The 17,561-nt window shown below is 55.0% G+C and carries 13 protein-coding genes and 1 riboswitch; of the genes, 10 read left to right on the forward strand and 3 right to left on the reverse strand.

What is annotated here, in order from left to right; translation table 11 throughout:
• The first annotated feature begins 12 nt into the window (after positions 1–12).
• The 5 genes from JJB07_RS04370 (at position 13) to JJB07_RS04390 (ending at position 3,423) form a co-directional block, all read left to right on the forward strand.
• Positions 13–438: a VOC family protein gene (locus JJB07_RS04370; RefSeq protein ID WP_201631436.1), complete on the forward strand. Its 426-nt coding sequence runs from the start codon at positions 13–15 to the stop codon at positions 436–438.
• On the forward strand, positions 413–1,240 hold the full coding sequence (locus tag JJB07_RS04375; RefSeq protein ID WP_201631437.1) for a hypothetical protein: 828 nt from the start codon (positions 413–415) through the stop codon (positions 1,238–1,240). Before JJB07_RS04370 ends, JJB07_RS04375 begins: the two co-directional genes overlap by 26 nt.
• A gap of 98 nt (positions 1,241–1,338) precedes the next feature.
• Positions 1,339–1,767, forward strand: a complete 429-nt coding sequence (locus JJB07_RS04380; protein WP_201631438.1) for a helix-turn-helix domain-containing protein — start codon at positions 1,339–1,341, stop codon at positions 1,765–1,767.
• 3 nt (positions 1,768–1,770) lie between these two features.
• A complete protein-coding gene (locus JJB07_RS04385) occupies positions 1,771–2,580 on the forward strand; it encodes an ImmA/IrrE family metallo-endopeptidase (protein ID WP_201631439.1) in 810 nt (269 codons plus the stop codon).
• Positions 2,581–2,688: 108 nt separating this feature from the next.
• Positions 2,689–3,423, forward strand: coding sequence for a hypothetical protein (locus JJB07_RS04390; protein ID WP_201631441.1), 735 nt, complete (start codon positions 2,689–2,691; stop codon positions 3,421–3,423).
• 83 nt (positions 3,424–3,506) lie between these two features.
• Here the strand turns inward: JJB07_RS04390 and JJB07_RS04395 are convergent, their stop codons facing one another.
• Positions 3,507–4,142, reverse strand: coding sequence for a response regulator (locus tag JJB07_RS04395; protein WP_201631443.1), 636 nt, complete (start codon positions 4,140–4,142; stop codon positions 3,507–3,509).
• Complete coding sequence (locus JJB07_RS04400) at positions 4,114–5,940, reverse strand: GAF domain-containing sensor histidine kinase (RefSeq protein WP_201631444.1); 1,827 nt, start codon at positions 5,938–5,940, stop codon at positions 4,114–4,116. The genes JJB07_RS04395 and JJB07_RS04400 overlap by 29 nt, the downstream gene beginning before the upstream one ends.
• A gap of 213 nt (positions 5,941–6,153) precedes the next feature.
• Between JJB07_RS04400 and JJB07_RS04405 the strand changes: the two genes are divergently transcribed.
• From JJB07_RS04405 to JJB07_RS04425, 5 genes are all read left to right on the forward strand, one after another.
• Positions 6,154–6,792 carry a nitroreductase family protein gene (locus tag JJB07_RS04405; protein ID WP_201631445.1) on the forward strand — a complete coding sequence of 213 codons (639 nt, stop codon included), beginning with the start codon at positions 6,154–6,156 and terminating at the stop codon, positions 6,790–6,792.
• A gap of 115 nt (positions 6,793–6,907) precedes the next feature.
• Entirely contained in the window at positions 6,908–8,410 is a 1,503-nt protein-coding gene (locus tag JJB07_RS04410; protein ID WP_201631446.1) for an aldehyde dehydrogenase family protein, read from the forward strand.
• 122 nt (positions 8,411–8,532) lie between these two features.
• Positions 8,533–8,651: riboswitch (SAM riboswitch) on the forward strand.
• 102 nt (positions 8,652–8,753) lie between these two features.
• Positions 8,754–10,676 carry a bifunctional homocysteine S-methyltransferase/methylenetetrahydrofolate reductase gene (locus JJB07_RS04415; protein ID WP_201631447.1) on the forward strand — a complete coding sequence of 641 codons (1,923 nt, stop codon included), beginning with the start codon at positions 8,754–8,756 and terminating at the stop codon, positions 10,674–10,676.
• 246 nt (positions 10,677–10,922) lie between these two features.
• Positions 10,923–12,761 carry an LTA synthase family protein gene (locus tag JJB07_RS04420; RefSeq protein ID WP_201631448.1) on the forward strand — a complete coding sequence of 613 codons (1,839 nt, stop codon included), beginning with the start codon at positions 10,923–10,925 and terminating at the stop codon, positions 12,759–12,761.
• A 285-nt stretch (positions 12,762–13,046) separates the two neighbouring features.
• On the forward strand, positions 13,047–15,359 hold the full coding sequence (locus JJB07_RS04425; RefSeq protein ID WP_201631449.1) for a bifunctional diguanylate cyclase/phosphodiesterase: 2,313 nt from the start codon (positions 13,047–13,049) through the stop codon (positions 15,357–15,359).
• A gap of 26 nt (positions 15,360–15,385) precedes the next feature.
• Here the strand turns inward: JJB07_RS04425 and JJB07_RS04430 are convergent.
• On the reverse strand, positions 15,386–17,561 hold a 2,176-nt coding region (locus JJB07_RS04430), incomplete at its 5' end, for a cadherin-like beta sandwich domain-containing protein (protein WP_201631450.1).

Genomic DNA, 17,561 nt, shown 5'->3' on the forward strand with positions numbered 1-17,561 from the left:
GGGAGCGCTTGCATGTTCACCACCAAGGGATTGAATCACATCACACTCCATATAGAAGACTTGGAGAGGTCGCTGGTTTTTTATCAAGAGATTCTGCGGATGACCCTCGTGCAAAAAGGGCCGGATTACGCCTACTTGGAGTCCGGTACAACCTGGTTCTGCCTCTCGCACAAGCCGTCCACAGCCCGAGTCGAAGGGGAAAAAGGCGTCCACCACATCGCCTTGACCGTGGCTCCCGATGAGTTCGAAGAAGCGGTCGAACACCTGCGCTCACACGGAGTGCCCATCGTCCGCGAGCCGGTCCTGCGAGGGGTCGGGAGGGCGGTGAACTTTCTCGACCCGGACGGGGTGCAGTGGGAGTTCCATTGCTCAAACCTCGCCGAGCGAATGACCGTCATTCAAGAGATGGAGCGTGAAAAATTTGGGTCCGATGTTTGATCTCTACGCATTTGCCGACTACAGCGGAGCGGCGAAAGAATCCGGGCAGCGCAAACACATCGTCCTCGCCGTGGGCGACGGTCGGGACGTGACGCTCGTGCATCACACGCGCGAGTCGCTTTTTGTTGCCCTGCAAGACTTGTTGCGAGATTCGGCTGGCCAGCGCATCCTGTTCGGTGTGGACCACAGCTACAGTTTTCCCATTGGGTTTTACGAAGCGATGACGGGCAAGACCCAGCGCAGTTGGGAGGACCTGCTTGAAGTTCTGGGCACGCCGACGAACCCGCGCGAATGGGCGGCCGAAGCGAATCGAAACATTGCCGCCCGCACCGGTCAACCCACGGGGCCGTTCTGGGGAGCGCATTTCAAACCACAGGTGAAAAAACCGTACTTCGCGCACGACGAAGCCTCCTTGCCGGAGCGTCGTCTCGTCGAAACGCGCAACCGCCGCCTGAAACCGATCTACCAACTCGGAGGCAACGGAGCGGTGGGGCTGCAAGCTCTCTACGGCATCCCGTACTTGGCACAACTGCGTGCGTTTTGCCGTGAGCAGGGAATCCAACTTCACGCGTGGCCCTTTGACGGCTGGGAATTGCCTTCCGACGGGCATGTCCTCGTCGAAGTCTACCCCACGCTCTACAACACGGAGCAACGCACCGACGAAAACGACGCCAAAGCCTGCGTCACCACACTGACTGATCTTGACCAAAAAGGCAACCTGCTCGCCTGCTTCCACCCTACCCTCACCGACGAAGAACGAAACCGCGCCCACCTCGAAGGCTGGGTGCTTGGGATCGACTAAAAACCCAACCACTGCGTTGGGTCTTTATTTTTTGTCAATGATTTGTTGACTTTTGAGATTCCAGATGGATATACTGAGAACAGAGAGGAGGTGAAAAGATGCTGACATTTTATCAACTGGTAGGCAAACGAATTCTCGAAGAAATGGAACGAAGGGGATTCAAGCAACAGGACCTCGCCGACAAACTTGGGTATTCCAAGCAGGTCATGAGCAAAGTTTTACGTGGTGAGAAGAATACCACCATTCTTGAAATGACGCGGATTGCCGAGATTCTCGGCGTGACCGTCGATTCGCTCTCCCGACCGAACGAATGCGAGTCTTCCTTGTACGATTTGGAGGAAGATCTGGAGCCGACCTTCATGGGGCAGGTCCGAACGGAGCAAGGTCGAGCAGGCGTTCAAAAAGCGCTGAGAATCATTTCATTACTTCAACAGCAAGAGAAAATACGTGAACATAAGGAAACTGGTGATCGCTCGTTGAGTAATCAAATTGTTGACTTTTCATGGGTCAAACGTTGGGAGGAGTAATGCGTGATTGGTGTAACGGATACATTGTACTTTAGCCATCGTGAGGAATACAAACGAGTTGAAAGGCTGGCATTTCAGGATCTGAACATACATTTTCGAGGACAAACCATTCGTGATGATATCCTGCGAATTTTGCGAAACAGAAGCAACACCCATTTGATTCGGTTCCCGATTGAAGATGTCTCGATTTCCGCATTTACGATGAGAAGGAAATCCAAAGATTATGTCTATCTAAATACATGGCTCCCCTTGGACATGCAAATATTTGCGGCCGCTCATGAGTGGTACCACATCTGTCATGATGCGGAGTATCAACGTCAAAAAAACGATTTGGTAGAGAACCTGCAACAAACCTATGACAACGGTATTCTGCGAGAAAAAATTGCAAATTGCTTTGCAGCTTGTTTATTGGTACCCAGTCATCAATTACATAAGGAACTCCTTGCTCTGGAACTAGACAAGGACAAAATCCGAGCGCGGGATGTATTGAAGTTAATGGATGCGTTTGCAGTGCCTTTTCATGCGATGGTATTGCGACTCTATGAGAATGGCTTCTTGAAACCAGAGCAGGCTGAGGAATTTCTCGCTCTGCCTGAGAATGATCCAAATTCAGGGGTATTGCCCCTTGTGAAAAAAACAGGACATGCCAAGCGTTGGAAAAGGGTCGACCCCGAGGTCGAGTACTCTTGCTTGGTCGATTTGCTTCTGCAGAATTTTGAACGGAATTTCGTGTCCTATGACGGAGTAGAGAAAGTCTTCAAGGAACTAAACGTACCTCTAGAAGACTACCTGAAACTCGAAGAAGACCTATAAGATTCTCAACCAACTTTGAAAGGGGGTGATATTTTGAAACTGAGCGTAATCAATACCGATACGGACTTTTTTCTCCTAACAGACTGTGTCCAATATGAGGGTACTTCGATGTTTGAAGCAGTCACCTCGGCAGCCGACTTGACTGTCATGCACGCTTTTGTAGATCGAGAGGTTATTCGTGGTCAATCAAGAGAGCGGTTGGACTGGTTGATCCAACAGGGGAAAGTGCAGGTCATAGACGATGCCGACTTGCTGAACCGACTGGTTGAAGCGGGAGATTCAGAGTATGTAGCCTGTCAATTCTATCGTCGTGTCATGGCGGCGTGTATCGAGTGTGTCGATTATCCCAGTCATCTGCCAAGCCCAAAAGGTATCTACCGTTCTCTTCTTATAAGAGAGTTTGAAACTCGTTCCGAGTTGTTGAAGGAACTTCGAGAGATCGAAAACCAAGATCTCATAGGTTGTCACATCGGTGAACTCAAATCAGCAATACTGATCAGAATCTTTCAAAGGATCGGTGCTGACCATATCCTGTTGTTCACCTCGAATGATCATGCGGCGCGGGATATGGTTTACCGTTCCACCGATGACGAGATCGCCTGTGCATCTGTCATTGGCAGTTTCGTCCTCTTACGAGATCGTGGCGTTCCGCGAGTTCATGCAGAGGAATACCTGCACCAACTCGTTCAAGGAATGGATGCGAGAACAAATCGTGTCGTCTACCTATTCGAAGAGAATGGTAGACAGAAACACAAGATGAGTACATACCAGAGGGTGTTTGATCTTATCTATGAGAATCAAGCCAGCCTTCTCAAGAACGGTTCCCTTTTCGTTCGAAAATAAACAACCTTGCAGGTTGTTCACACATAACAAAAAGCCCGGCGCATCCCGCCCGGGCTCCTTTTTTCCATTCCAAAAAACAAATCCTAAAACACCACCAACTTCTCCCGCACCGCGTACATGATCGCTTGCGAGCGGCTCTTAACGCCGAGCTTCCGATAAATATTGCTGATATGCAACTTCACCGTCGTCTCGGAGATGAACAACTGCTCGGCGATCAGCTTGTTCGAAAGCCCTTGCACCAACGCCGTCAGAACTTCCAACTCGCGGGGGGACAGCTTCTCCGCCGACTCGTCGCGCGGTTCCCGATACGAGGCCATCAGCTTGTCGGTCAGGCTCGGGTTCAACACCGACCCGCCGCTCATCACTTTGCGAATCGCTTCGACCACTTCCGAAACGGGGGAGTCTTTCAACAGATACCCTTTCGCTCCGGCGCGGATCGTGCGGAACAAGTATTCATCGTGGTTGTACATCGTCAGGATCAAGATGCGGATGTTCGGATGCTCAGCCGTCAACTTCTCAACCGCTTCCACACCGCCCATCCCCGGCATGTTGATGTCCATCAAGATCACGTCCGGCTGCAACTCCTGCACGGCGTCGATCGCTTGCTGGCCGTCAGACGCTTCGCCGACGACGTGCAGGTCCGACTCGCCCTCGAGCAGGTTGCGCAGACCGTCGCGCAAAATCGTATGATCATCGCACAGCAACACGCGAATTCTCATCACATTCTACCTCCTCCAGCGTAATCTCCAGCGACACCAGGGTTCCCTCACCCGGTGCCGTCACATAGTCGAGCATCCCGCCCACATCGTCGGCGATGCTGTGCAAATTCTCTATGCCAAAACTTTTTCGCTCCGCCGCTTGCAAGATCGCTTGTCCGAAATGGAACCCCACTCCGTTGTCCTTGACCGTCACCATCAACGTCACACCGTCGCTCTCCAGCGTCACCCACAGATCGGTCGCTTTCGAGTGCTTCGCGGCGTTCTTCACCGCCTCGGTGCAAATCGCAAACACCGTCTGCGAAACTTTCGATGGCAAGCGGTCGCCCTGCAACTTCGCGGACAGATGCGTCGCAATCCCGGTCGTCGCCCGCACTTCATCCAAGTGCGCCCGCAAAGCAGGAACCAAACCCACATGCGAGTACGGCGCCGGTCGCAAGGAATAGATCGAGTGGCGCACCATCGTCGCCGTTTTGCGCACCATCTCTTGCAACTCCGTCAACGGGAGCTCCATCTCACGCGGAGCCGAGCGTTTCATCATCTCGACTTGCAAGATCGCCGACGCGAGATCTTGTGCCAATCCATCGTGAATCTCGCGGGCGAGACGGTTGCGCTCTTCGAGCAGCAGACGTTTTTCCTGCTCCTCCATGTACTGCGCATTGCGCATCGCCACGCCGGCATGCGTCGCGAAGATCGTCATCATCTTGACGTCATCATCACGAAACGCATAGGATTGCTTTTTGCCAAGCGACATGACTCCGACCACGCGGTCTTCGATATGAATCGGGACGACGAGCAACGAGCGGGTATCCTCTTGGGTCTCCGTTCGCAGCACCCGCGTATCGCGCTCCGCATCATGAATCAACATCGGCTTGCCCAAGTGCGCCACTTGCCCGACGATGCCCACCTGCATCGGAATGCGCTTGAGCAGGTTGACTTCCGACGTCCCGGTCACACGCTTGAGCGTTCCGTCCTCCTCCACGAGATAGAGCATGCCATAACTTCCGCCGACCAACTTCGTCGCTTCGGAAATGACGTGCGACAACACCGTGGGCAAATCATTCTGCTGGTTGATCGATTGCGACACGACGAACAGCGTCTCCAACGATTTGTTCGCACGCGTCAGGTTTGTCAACAAGTGTACCACGAACGTCACGCCAACCAAAGGAATGAAATAAAATAAAGTCCCGATCGAGCCCGGTCCGGCGTACTTCGGATCGTACGCCATCCACAGCATAATTCCGTTGATGAAGAACGAAGAAGAGATCGACATCAACCACAGCAGGAAAAAGGACAACGTAGACCCGCGGCCGTCCATGTTTTTGAACAAGTACCATCTCACCAAAACGGTCGTTACCGTCGTAAACACGAAGCATTGCACGGCCAAATCGATGAGACCGTGACTCACCAAGCGTTCATCGCCGAGCAGCGGATGCACAAGCATCGTCGCAAACTCCGCCAAAACCAACGCAACCGCCCGCGACGACGTGTTGAACACGACTTTCTGCCACGGTTTGCCCTGCATCATGTTGATCGACGCAAGCATCAGCACCCCGATGATGACCGTGGCCTCGCCGCCTGTTGCAAAGCGCAACGCAAAGAGAATAGGGAATGTGAACGCGTAATTGATCTTGCCAAGCCGCAACGGCAACAACTCGATCAACACGAGCAAGATCGTCAGCGTAATCACCGTAGACGGCATGTGCCATTCGGCGTTGATCAGGGAATAGATCATCCCCGCCGCGCCAAGTCCGGCTAACGGAAGCAGGGGAAAGGACTGTCGAGTGAATTGCAGAGGCATGAATTTCCTCCTGACGCATTCTTTCTTATTCTTTCTTAGAGAACGAGAACTAATCTGATACTTTCCACAACTACATACCAAGTCCCTGCTGGAAAAAACGCCAGATCATCGCAAATTCATTACTTTACAAAAGAAAGTAACTTGGTTATGATCTTGAGAATACAGGGGAATGCTACCCAGCGGAACCTGAACCTCGAAAGGACTGATTCTCCCATGACCCAAAACGTACATAACCAAGTCACCGTCGAACAAGCGATGCGCGAACGCCATGCCGTGAAAAAATACGATGCCTCCTACACCATCCCGGAAGCGGAACTCAACGCCATCCTCGAACTGGCGGCAACCTCTCCGTCCTCTTGGAACCTGCAACACTGGAAGCTCGTCGTGATCACCGACCAAGCCACCAAGGAGAAAATTCTCCCGATCGCGTACGGACAACAGCAAGTGGCAGACGCATCGGCTGTCATCCTCGTGCTCGGCGACCTCGAAGCGAACAAAAACGCAGAACCTGTCTTCAAGCCGGCACTCGACGGCGGCTTCATCTCCCAGCAAGTCTACGATGTACTGCTCGGCCAAATCGCAGCGGCGTACGACAACAACCCGCAAGGCGCACGCGACGAAGCGATCCGCAACTCGTCCTACATCGCGATGCAACTGATGCTCGCAGCCAAAGCATACGGCTACGACACCTGCCCGATGGGCGGCTTTGACAAGGAAAAAATCGTCGAAGCCCTGAACGTGCCGTCCCGCTACATCCCGTCCGTCCTGATCTCGCTTGGCAAAGCAGCGACACCGGCGCATCCGTCCGGCCGTTTCGGTCTCGACCAAATCGTCGTCAAAAACTCCTTCTAAGAATCGAAAATGCTCGAAAAAAAGACCCGCCCGCCCACGCGAGCGGGTCTTTTTTGTCCCCTCCTCCCATATCTTTGTAACAGGCTGTACATAGAGAACAGGGGGTTTTCAATCGATGGAAGCAATTAGCCATAAACTCAACCCGCGCACGGTTGATTTCGTAAAGTCCAAAACGGTGAAAAAAATGTTCGTCGGCGGTCAATTTGTGGAAGCGGTCTCCGGCAAGACGTTCCCGATCTACAACCCGGCGAACAACGAAATTCTCGCCTACGTCGCCGAAGGGGACAAGGAAGACATCGACCGCGCCGTCGCCTGTGCCCGCGACGCGTTTGAATCCGGCCCGTGGCATCGCATGATGCCGTCTGAACGTGCCCGTCTCATCTACACGTTGGCCGACTTGATCGAGCGTGACTCTGACGTATTCGCAGAGATCGAATCGCTCGACAACGGCAAGCCGATTGCAGAAGCCAAAGGGTTCGACGTTCCGATGACCGTCGAGCACTTCCGCTATTACGCAGGCTGGGCCACCAAGATCTCGGGCGACGTGATTCCGGTCAACATCCCGAACATGCACAACTACGTGCGCCGCGAGCCGATCGGCGTCGTCGGGCAGATCATCCCGTGGAACTTCCCGTTGTTGATGGCCGCTTGGAAACTGGGGGCGGCACTGGCGACAGGCTGCACCGTGGTTCTCAAACCGGCAGAGCAAACGCCGCTGTCCGCCCTCTACCTCGCCAAACTCGTCCAAGAAGCGGGCTTCCCGGCGGGCGTCGTCAACATCGTGCCGGGCTTCGGCGAAACGGCGGGCAACGCGCTCGTCACCCATCGTGACGTGGACAAAATCGCGTTCACCGGCTCCACCGAAGTCGGCAAGTTGATCATGAGCAACGCAAGCGTCGATCTCAAGCGCGTCTCTCTGGAACTGGGCGGCAAGTCGCCGAACATCATCTTCCCGGACGCAGACTTCTCCCGTGCGGTCAAAGGCTCGATGCAGGCGATCTTCTTCAACCAAGGCCAAGTCTGCTCGGCAGGTTCCCGCCTGTACATCCACAAAAGCCAATACGACAACGTGCTCTCCGACATGGTGACGCATGCGAGCAACGTGCGCCAAGGCTACGGCATCGACCCGAAAACGCAAATGGGCCCGCTCGTCTCCGAAGAACAACTGACCCGCGTCACCGGCTACATCGAACGCGGTCTGGAACAGGGAGCCAAGATCGCCATCGGCGGTGAGCGCGGCGAGGGCGACCTCTCCCGCGGCTACTTCGTGCGACCGACCGTGTTCTACGATGTCCAAGACGACATGGCGATTGCCCAAGAGGAAATCTTCGGCCCGGTTGTCGCCACGATGCCGTTTGACGACATCGAAGACGTAATCAAACGCGCCAATGCATCCACCTACGGCCTCGCCGCCGGCGTCTGGACGCAGAACATGAAAACGGCGTTCACCGTCGCGAACTCGCTCAAAGCAGGTTCCGTCTGGATCAACTGCTACAACATGTTCGACGCCGCTTCTCCGTTTGGCGGGTACAAACACTCCGGCATCGGCCGCGAGATGGGCGAATACGCGCTGGAAAACTACACGCAACACAAGAGCGTGTGGGTCAACTACAACTAAGCGCAGTCAAAAAAAAGGGGAGTGCCGTGTGCGGTCACTCCCCCTTTTTTTCTCACATTGACGCGATGAAGAGTTTGATGTATTCTAAAGTATGTTGAAAGTTCGTAAAACTTCATACGCAACTCTTATCCAGAGAGGTGGAGGGACTGGCCCTACGAAACCTCGGCAACCGGTATCAATCGTGATACATGGTGCTAATTCCAGCAATTACGTCCATGTGGGACGTTTTGGCAGATAAGAGAGGATCTCGATCTATTGTCGAATTGTACAATGAGCCTCTTCTTGGACGCCTGAGAAGAGGCTTTTTTATATACTTTTTTGGAAGAAGGGGTGGGGAAGCAAAGTGAATTCATCACATGCTTTTCGGGCGCGACTGCGGTCTGATGTGTTGGTGGGGGACGGCGCGATGGCAACGCTTTTGTATTTGCAAGGCAACGCCATCGGAGCTTCGACGGAGGAATTGTGTCTGACGGAACCGGATTGGGTGCGGGATGTGCATATGGCGTATCTGGATGCGGGGGCGAACGTCATCGAGACGAACTCCTATGCGGCCAACCGCGATTCGCTGGCACGCTATGGCTTGGAAACGCGCACCACGCGCATCAACCGCGCTTCTGTGCAGATTGCGCGTCAAGCGGTGGAGGAATCGGGACGCGAAGCGTTCGTCGTAGGCTCCATCGGCTCCATCCTCGCCGGTCGCATTCGCGGCACTGAGTGGGAGGAATACCGAGACATCTACGAGGAACAGGCGGTTGCGCTCTTGCATGAAGGCGTCGACGGTTTGATTCTCGAAACCTTCTACGACGTCGAAGAGTTGCTGCTGGCGTTGGATGTCATCCGCCCGCTGGCCGCTTCGAGCGGTACGCCGATCATCTCGCAACTGTCGCTTCTGGAAGTCGGCCGCACCCGAGACGGGTATGAACTGACCCAAGCGTTTCGCCAACTGGAAGCGGCAGGCTCCGACGTCGTCGGTCTGAACTGTCGACTCGGCCCTGCTGAAATTCTCGGCTCCTTGGAAAAAACCATCGTCCCCGAAGGCATGCCGATCTCCGTCTACCCGAACGCCGGGCGACTGGGCATGATCGACGGCAAAGTCCAATACAAATCCAACGCCGCGTACTTTGGCGACTATGCGGTTCGACTGCTCGACCAAGGCGTTGGACTCCTCGGCGGTTGTTGCGGCACTGCGCCGGAACACATCCGCGCGATTGCAGACGCCGTCGCGGGAAAAAAACGCGTGCCCCGCATCAACCCCACCCTCGCCGCCAAAACGGAAGTCATCGAACGGGAAACGCCGCGCATCGAATTGCCTCCGTCTCCGAACATCGTCGATCTGGTCGGTCAACGCCATACGATCATCGTCGAGTACGACACCCCGAAGGACCTCGACATCGAAAAGTACCTCGCCGGAAGCAAAGCGCTCCAAGAAGCCGGAGCAGATGCGATCACCCTCGCCGACAATTCGCTGGCGACCACCCGTGTCAGCAACATGGCGCTCGGCGCCATTCTCAAGCGTGAAATGGGCATCGAAGCGATCGCCCACGTCGCCTGTCGCGACCGCAACTTGATCGGGCAGCAATCTCATCTCTTGGGTCTGCACGCACTGGGCTTGAATCAAGTCCTCGTCATCACCGGCGACCCGGCGCGAGTCGGAGACCTGCCGGGGGCGACGTCCGTGTTCGATCTCTCGTCGTTCGACCTGATCCGCATGGTCAAACAACTTAATGAAGGAATTGCCTTCTCCGGTCGTCGGATGAAGAACAAAGCCCGCTTCGTCGTCGGAGCGGCGTTCAACCCGCACGTCCGCAATTTGGAGCCGGCCATCGCACGCCTCGAACGCAAAGTCGAAGCGGGAGCAGACTTCATCATGACCCAACCCGTCTATGACGTGGAGACGTTACTCGCGATCCGCGAAGCGACGAAGCACATCCAAGTTCCGATCTTCATCGGCATCATGCCGATGACAGGGTCGCGCAATGCAGAATTTCTGCACAACGAAGTGCCGGGCATCAAAATCGCCGAATCGACGCTTGAGCGCATCAAGCGCTTCGAAGGCGAGGCCGCCCGTCACGAAGGCGTGCAGATCGCCAAGGAACTGCTCGACGTCGCCGTGCAACATTTCAACGGCCTGTACTTGATCACGCCGTTCCACTATACCGATATGACCGTCGAATTGACCCGCTACGCACGGGAAATCACGGCGGCCCAAGCGGAGATCGCGGTTGCGGCTCACGGCCATCACCACGGTTTCGGCTGCAACTGCTAATTCAACGCACGAATGGAGGGAACCCACCTTGAAATTCTCGGGCGTCGACCTCCTGCTCTTGCAATTCTCTCCGCAATTGGAAGAGATGGAGCGCTTCTCCCGCGACGTCATGCAAGTTCAACAACCCGTATGAGGAAAAAGAAGCCCGGCAGGCACACGCCGGGCTTTTTTTGCGTTCAACATGATTTCGTCATCTAGTTTTGCTACACTGGGTGGCAAACTTAATGAGAAGAAGGTTGAAAACAAATGAAGCGTCCCGAGCTCAAGGCACTGAGAAGCCCTTTTGTCCTCTACACGCTGTTTATGATACTCAAGTCCCTGCATGTCCGACAATGGATGTACGAAGACGCCACGTTTTGGAGCGTCGTGGCAGTGGAATTGAGTGCTTTTTTGTTGCTGTTCAGCGCTGTGGAGCTGATTGGCAGAAAGGGCAAGAACGTCGTCTATTTCCTGCTGAACTTCCTGCTTTCCACCATTTATTTGGCGGTGCTGGTCTACTACCGCCAGTTCCACCGCATCCCGCCGTTTGAGTCGCTGTACTTGCTCGGCGAAGCGGAGTCGGTGGGCGACTCCATCGCGGTGCTGCTCGACCCGACCGATGTCATCATGTACCTCGACCTCGTCGTCGTGGCGGTGTTTGCGCTGATCCGCAAACCGATCTTCACGGCGAACCCGCTGTTCCCGCGCAAAGTCTGGGGCGGCGTGCTGGTCTTGTCGCTGCTGGTCTCAAGTTGGAACATCACCTTGAAAAGCTCGCAAGACGTCCTCGACCCGTCCAAACTCGCCAAGGACGTCGGCCTTCTCAACGCCGAAGCCTACCAAGCGATCAAAGAAAAGCGCAGCAAGGAATTCGACACCGGCCCGATTACGCAAGAGGGCATCAACGATCTCAAAGGCATCACCGAACCGACAGACCCGCGCGCATTCGGCGTGGCGAAGAACAAAAACCTGATCGTCATCCAGCTCGAATCGTTCCAAAACTTCGTGCTCGGCAAGAAAATCAACGGCCAAGAGATCACGCCGAACCTGAACAAACTGGTCGGAGAGAGCCTCTACTTCGATCATTACAACTCCATGATCGGGCAAGGCAACACCTCCGACGCCGAATTCATCACGAACACCTCGCTCTACCCGCTGGAGAACGGCGCGATGTCGACGATCTACAAGGACAAATCGTTCCCAAGCCTCCCGAAACTGTTGGAGGACGCCGGGTATGACGCGTTCACGATGCACGTCAACGACGCGAGCTTCTACAACCGCAACGAGATGTATCCGAACATGGGATACAACCAATACTATGACAAATCTTACTTCGGCACCGACGATGTCATCGGCATGGGGTCGAGCGACAACGTGCTCTACGGCAAGTCCCTGCCGCTGTTGAAGGAACGAGCGGACCGCGGACAACCGTTCTACGCCAACTACGTCACCCTGTCCAGTCACCATCCGTTCAAATTGCCGGACGGGGCGGACGACTTGCAAGTGCCGTCCGAGTACCAAGGCACGATGCTCGGCGATTATCTGCACGCCGTGCATTACACAGACGCGGCACTGGGCACATTCTTCGACCTCTTGAAGCAAAACGGCCTCTACGACCAGACGGTGATCGCGCTCTACGGCGACCACTTCGCGTTCCACGCCGACTCGGTCTCAGCCGAAGACGCCACATCTCTGCAAGAACTGCTCGGTCATCCGTATGACAAAACCGACATGCTGAACATCCCGATGATCATGCACGTGCCGGGGATGGGGGCCGAAACCTTGCACGGCATCGGCGGGCAAGTCGATACGATGCCGACGCTTGCCAACCTGCTGGGCGTGAAACTCGGCGACCAGATTCACTTCGGGCAAGACCTGCTCAACCAACCTCACAACCGCATTGGCGAGTTGTTCTACTTCCCGACGGGGTCGTTTGTGCAAGACGACCTGCTCTATCTCTCGGAGGGCTCCGTCACGATTGACCTCCTCTCCCGTGAACGCAAGGAAGGGACCGAGGAATACAGCAACCCCATGACGAACGTCTTGGAATTGGAAAAAGAGTCACGCGCGTATATCGAACGCCTGCCTGCACGGAAAAAAAGCTGATGTCCACCACGGACGTCAGCTTTTTTTTTCGGCAACAAAAAGGATTTTTTGTCGAAATGTATAACTATACTTAATACGAGATGTTAGTAAAAACTACTAGTTAGCTCGATGGGGACTGGGGGGAAATGGATGAATCTCATGGACAAGGACCGACATAACGTAGGAGTGGCAGAACGTGAAGTCCTGAACATACTGAGTGAATTCCTTGGGACTACAACTTTCTTTGTCGCACATATCGAAAATGCCGGGAGTCCTGTTGAAAATGTGTTGGATCGAGGCGGACTCATGCTTTCCGATGAAGTGTGCCGCAAACTCCTCGCACTTGGAAACAGCCGCGAGCCGATCCTCATCTCTCATCTGGAAGAATCTTCGATCCCCGGCGTTCAAGCGTTCCTCGGGGTTCCAATCGTCTTGGAAGACGGGGTGCTGTACGGAACACTGGGTGCTGTTGATTCGCAGCCATATCCCTTTCAAGACCGCGACGTCGCGATCATGGAGTCGCTGGCCCGCTTGTTGGCGAAGTCGGTGTTACAGGACCGCGCGTTCACCCATCACCAAACCCTCTCCAACCAAATCGATATCATGTGTGACCATATGACCGACATCATTTCCGTCATGGACCGAGAAGGGATTCTCGAATACGCATCCCCCTCTCATGTGACGGTTTTAGGCTTTGCGGCAGACGAGTTCATTGGGAAATCGGTGTTCGAATTTGTACACCCTAACGAACTGTCTTCCATTAAATCTGAATTCTATGACTTGTTGGTTACGAAACACACCCGCATGTTGGAAATGCGCTTTCGAACCAAAACCGGATGGATCGACATGGAAGTCACAGGCTCTCCGATTCTCGACAAAACCGGGCAAATCACGCATGTCATCGCAATCGGGCGAGACATCTCCGAACGCAAATTGTCCAAGCAGTTGTTAGAGGAGAGCGAGCAGCGGTATCGTTCGCTGTTCGACCATCATCCGGATGCGATTTTTTCCCTCGATTTGGAGGGCAGGTTGGTGACGTTGAACGAGTCTTGCGGAACGGTGACGGGTATGACTCGCGAGGAATTGGAGTATCTCCCGTTCTTGGAAGTCGTTGCGTCGGAACATCGCGAACTCGCGTGGCAGAAGTTCCTCGAAGCCAAGTCCGGACTGACGACGGGCGCCTACGAACTGTCGATCCTGAACGTCCGGGGGGAAAAAGTCGACGTGCAGGCGTCCAAACTGCCGATCTTCGTCAACGGGGAAGTCGTCGGCGTCTATGGAACGATCAAGAACGTGACCGCCTTCAACCAGATGCAGACCGAGTTGAAACGGATGGCGTACTACGACGACCTCACCGGACTTCCGAACAGACGGTTCATGGTGCAGGAGATCGGCAAGTCTATCGAACGGGCGGGGCAGAACGGAACGCTCACAGCACTTCTCTATCTGGATATCGACCGCTTCAAGAACATCAACGATTCGTTCGGCCATGCGTTTGGAGATCGCTTCTTGCAAGCGGTGGCGGAGCGTCTGCAACAGTGTTGTGCAGAGTCCGGTTTGTTTGTGGCTCGCGTGGTTGGGGATGAATTCACGATCCTGCTCAGCAACCAATCTTCGTATACGTCGATTCTGGACACCGTTTCGTATCTGCTCCATTGCATCGGCAGGCAGTTTTTGATTGAAGGCAAGGAATTGTTCATGACGCCGAGCGTCGGGATTGCGATCTACCCTCTTCACGCGCTGGACGCCGATACCCTGCTGAAAAACGCAGACTCCGCCGTCCACACCGCCAAGATCACGCGTCACCAAGTGGAGATCTACCGCCAATCGGACCGAGACCCCGCCGAACTGTATTCGTTGGAAAAAGACCTGCGGGTCGCCGTCGCCAACCGCGAGTTCGTGCTGTACTACCAGCCGAAAGTCGACATTCAACAAGGGAGTATCACAAGCGTGGAAGCGCTGATCCGCTGGATTCATCCACAGCGCGGCATGGTGTCGCCCGCAGACTTCATCCCGCTCGCCGAAGACACGGGGCTGATCCCGCAAATCGGCGATATTGCGCTGGAGATCGCCTGCCTGCAAGCGAAGGCATGGCTTGAGGCGGGCACTCCGCTGCGAGTCGCGGTCAACGTCTCGGCGCTTCAGTTCCACCAAGGAGACTACGTGGAGCAGGTCGTGGACAAGCTCCGGCAGACCGGACTTCCGCCGGAGTTGCTCGAATTGGAGATCACGGAAAGCGTTGTCATGAAGGACGTCGAACGTGTCAAACAAACGATGCAAGAGTTGCACCAATTGGGCATATCCATATCAATTGACGACTTTGGGACGGGGTATTCCTCGTTGCAATATCTGAACTTGTTCCCGATCCAATCGCTCAAAATCGATCGGTCGTTTGTCCAGAGCATCGATTCCCAAGCCGATCGCGCGCCGATCGTCACCACGATCATCGCGATGGCGCAGACGCTGGGGATGGAAGTCATCGCCGAAGGAGTCGAGACGGAGGAGCAAGTCGATTTCCTGTTCAAGCACGGGTGCAATTTGGTGCAAGGGTTTATCTACTTCCGCCCGATGCCGGCCGATCAGGTGTTGGAGCAGATCATGAACACGCAAAAAAGCTGACGTCCATTGGGACGTCAGCTTTTTTCTTACTTCTTCCAGACTTCGGAGCCGTCTTGCAGCACTTGGTAGTCATGTGATTGAGAGGCTTCCATGATGTCTGCGTAGCCCCAGAAAGTCGAGGGTACGTCGGACCAAATGGACGGTGTGTCAACGTGTTGGACGTGGCGTTGAAGCACACGGTTCATGATGACGACCGTTTCTGCGCGGGTGATCGCTTGGTCCGGGCGATAGGTATGATCCGGGTAGCCGGTCACATAACCGCTTTGTTCTGCTTGGGCGATGAACGCTTGCGCCCAGTGGCCGCCGATGTCAGAGAAGTCCGTATCGAGTGCGGTCGGAAGCTGTTTGAGCTTCGCGATGACGACCGCCATCTCGGCGCGAGTGACGACATCGTCCGGGCGGAAGGTGCCGTCCGGGTTGCCGACCATGATCTTCAAACCGAAGACTTTCGCAATGGAGTTGTACGCCCAGTGCGTTGCTTGGAGATCTTGGAAGGACGGTACGGTTGCAGAGTTCGTGCCATCCGGCAGAATGCGCGCGAGGATGGCGGCGAGTTCTGCGCGGGTGATCTGGTTGTCGGGGCCGAAGGTGCCGTTCGGATAGCCGTAGATGTACGGTTGGTGAACGCCTTCGCGTACGGCCTTCGGTTCCATGTCATAGTTCATTTGGACGATGGTTTGTCCGACGTGGATCAGCCCGTTGCGGATGAAACTGGTATCGCCTTGTTGTTCATCTCGGAGGTCTTGACGACTGTCGTATACAACATAGCCGTCTCGTTGTGCAACCATGTAGTAATCACCGTCCGGGAAGACCATCCACCCGTATTGACCGCCATCGCGGGTGATCTGCGGGTTGTGGTTTTGGTTCGGAGCCATGTTCGAAAGTTCCGGGAGATTGACCGGCGTGTTCGGCGTGCGGCCTTTGTCACGGTTGAGTTGGGTATCTGCCCAGTACAGGGTCGTTTTGACACCATCAATCGGTTGATGTGTGATGGAGTCGCGGACGATGCCGAACGGGTCGATCAACTCGGTTTGGATCTTCGCCGCATGGTTGCTGTCGACGGTCAGGGTCGCTGGTTGACCTGCAAGTTTTTCACCGGTCGGCGCGATGACGTTCAGAACCATGTGGTAGGTTCCGGTTTGAACGTTTGGCATTTGGAACGTGCCGTCGTTTTTGACCGGGATGTCAGACAGGTTGAGCGGTTTCCCGTCAGCGCCATAGATCGTCGCGGAGACGTTCAAATTCGTTCCCAGTTTTTGCGTCATGTCTTGAATCGTGGAGCCGGTGGAGGAACCTCCGGTGACGACGACCGTAACCGTGCCGGTAGACGGGGTGCTACCGCCTGCTCGGATTACGGTGAGGGTGTACGTTTTTTGAGTCGATCCATCCTGAGCGGTGACAACCACTGTCAGGGTGTTGCTGCCAACATTCAAGGAGATCGGAGCGGAAGCCTGGCCGCTGATGACCGCAACTCCATTGACCAGTACCGTTGCCTGTGCTTCGGCAAGTGTAGGAGTAAGGGTCAGGCTGTTCACTACATTGCCTACGTGTACGGTGTAGGACGTTTTGCCCGAATCGAAATTCGGAGTCAGCGTGCCCTGGCTGACCGTCAAATTGCTGAGGGTTGCATCGCTCGAAAGCGGAGCCGCCGCACGAGTCACAGTGAGAGAGTAGGTTTGCGTATCGCCGTTCTCCGCTTTGACCGTTACCGAAATGACGTTTGAGCCGACGGACAGCGCAATCGGAGAGGAAGCGTTGCCGCTGGTAACGTCTTCTGTGCCGACTTTCACAGTCGCGTGCGAATCGGAAACCGTCGGGGTGACGGTGAGATTCGTGACTGCATTGCCAACGCTCACCGTGTAAGTAGGCGTGCCCGAATCGAAGTTTGGAGTCAGAGCGCCCTGGCTGACCGTCAAATTGCTGAGGGTTGCATCGCTCGAAAGCGGAGCCGCCGCACGAGTCACGGTGAGAGAGTAGGTTTGCGTATCGCCGTTCTCCGCTTTGACCGTTACCGAAATGACGTTTGAGCCGACGGACAGAGCAATCGGAGAGGAAGCGCTGCCGCTGGTAACATCCTCCGTGCCGACTTTCACAGTCGCGTGCGAATTCGAAACCGTCGGGGTGACGGTGAGATTCGTGACTGCATTGCCAACGCTCACCGTGTAAGTAGGCGTGCCCGAATCGAAGTTCGGAGTCAGAGCG

Origin of the sequence: Tumebacillus amylolyticus (assembly GCF_016722965.1) — a bacterium.
GTDB lineage: Bacteria > Bacillota > Bacilli > Tumebacillales > Tumebacillaceae > Tumebacillus > Tumebacillus amylolyticus.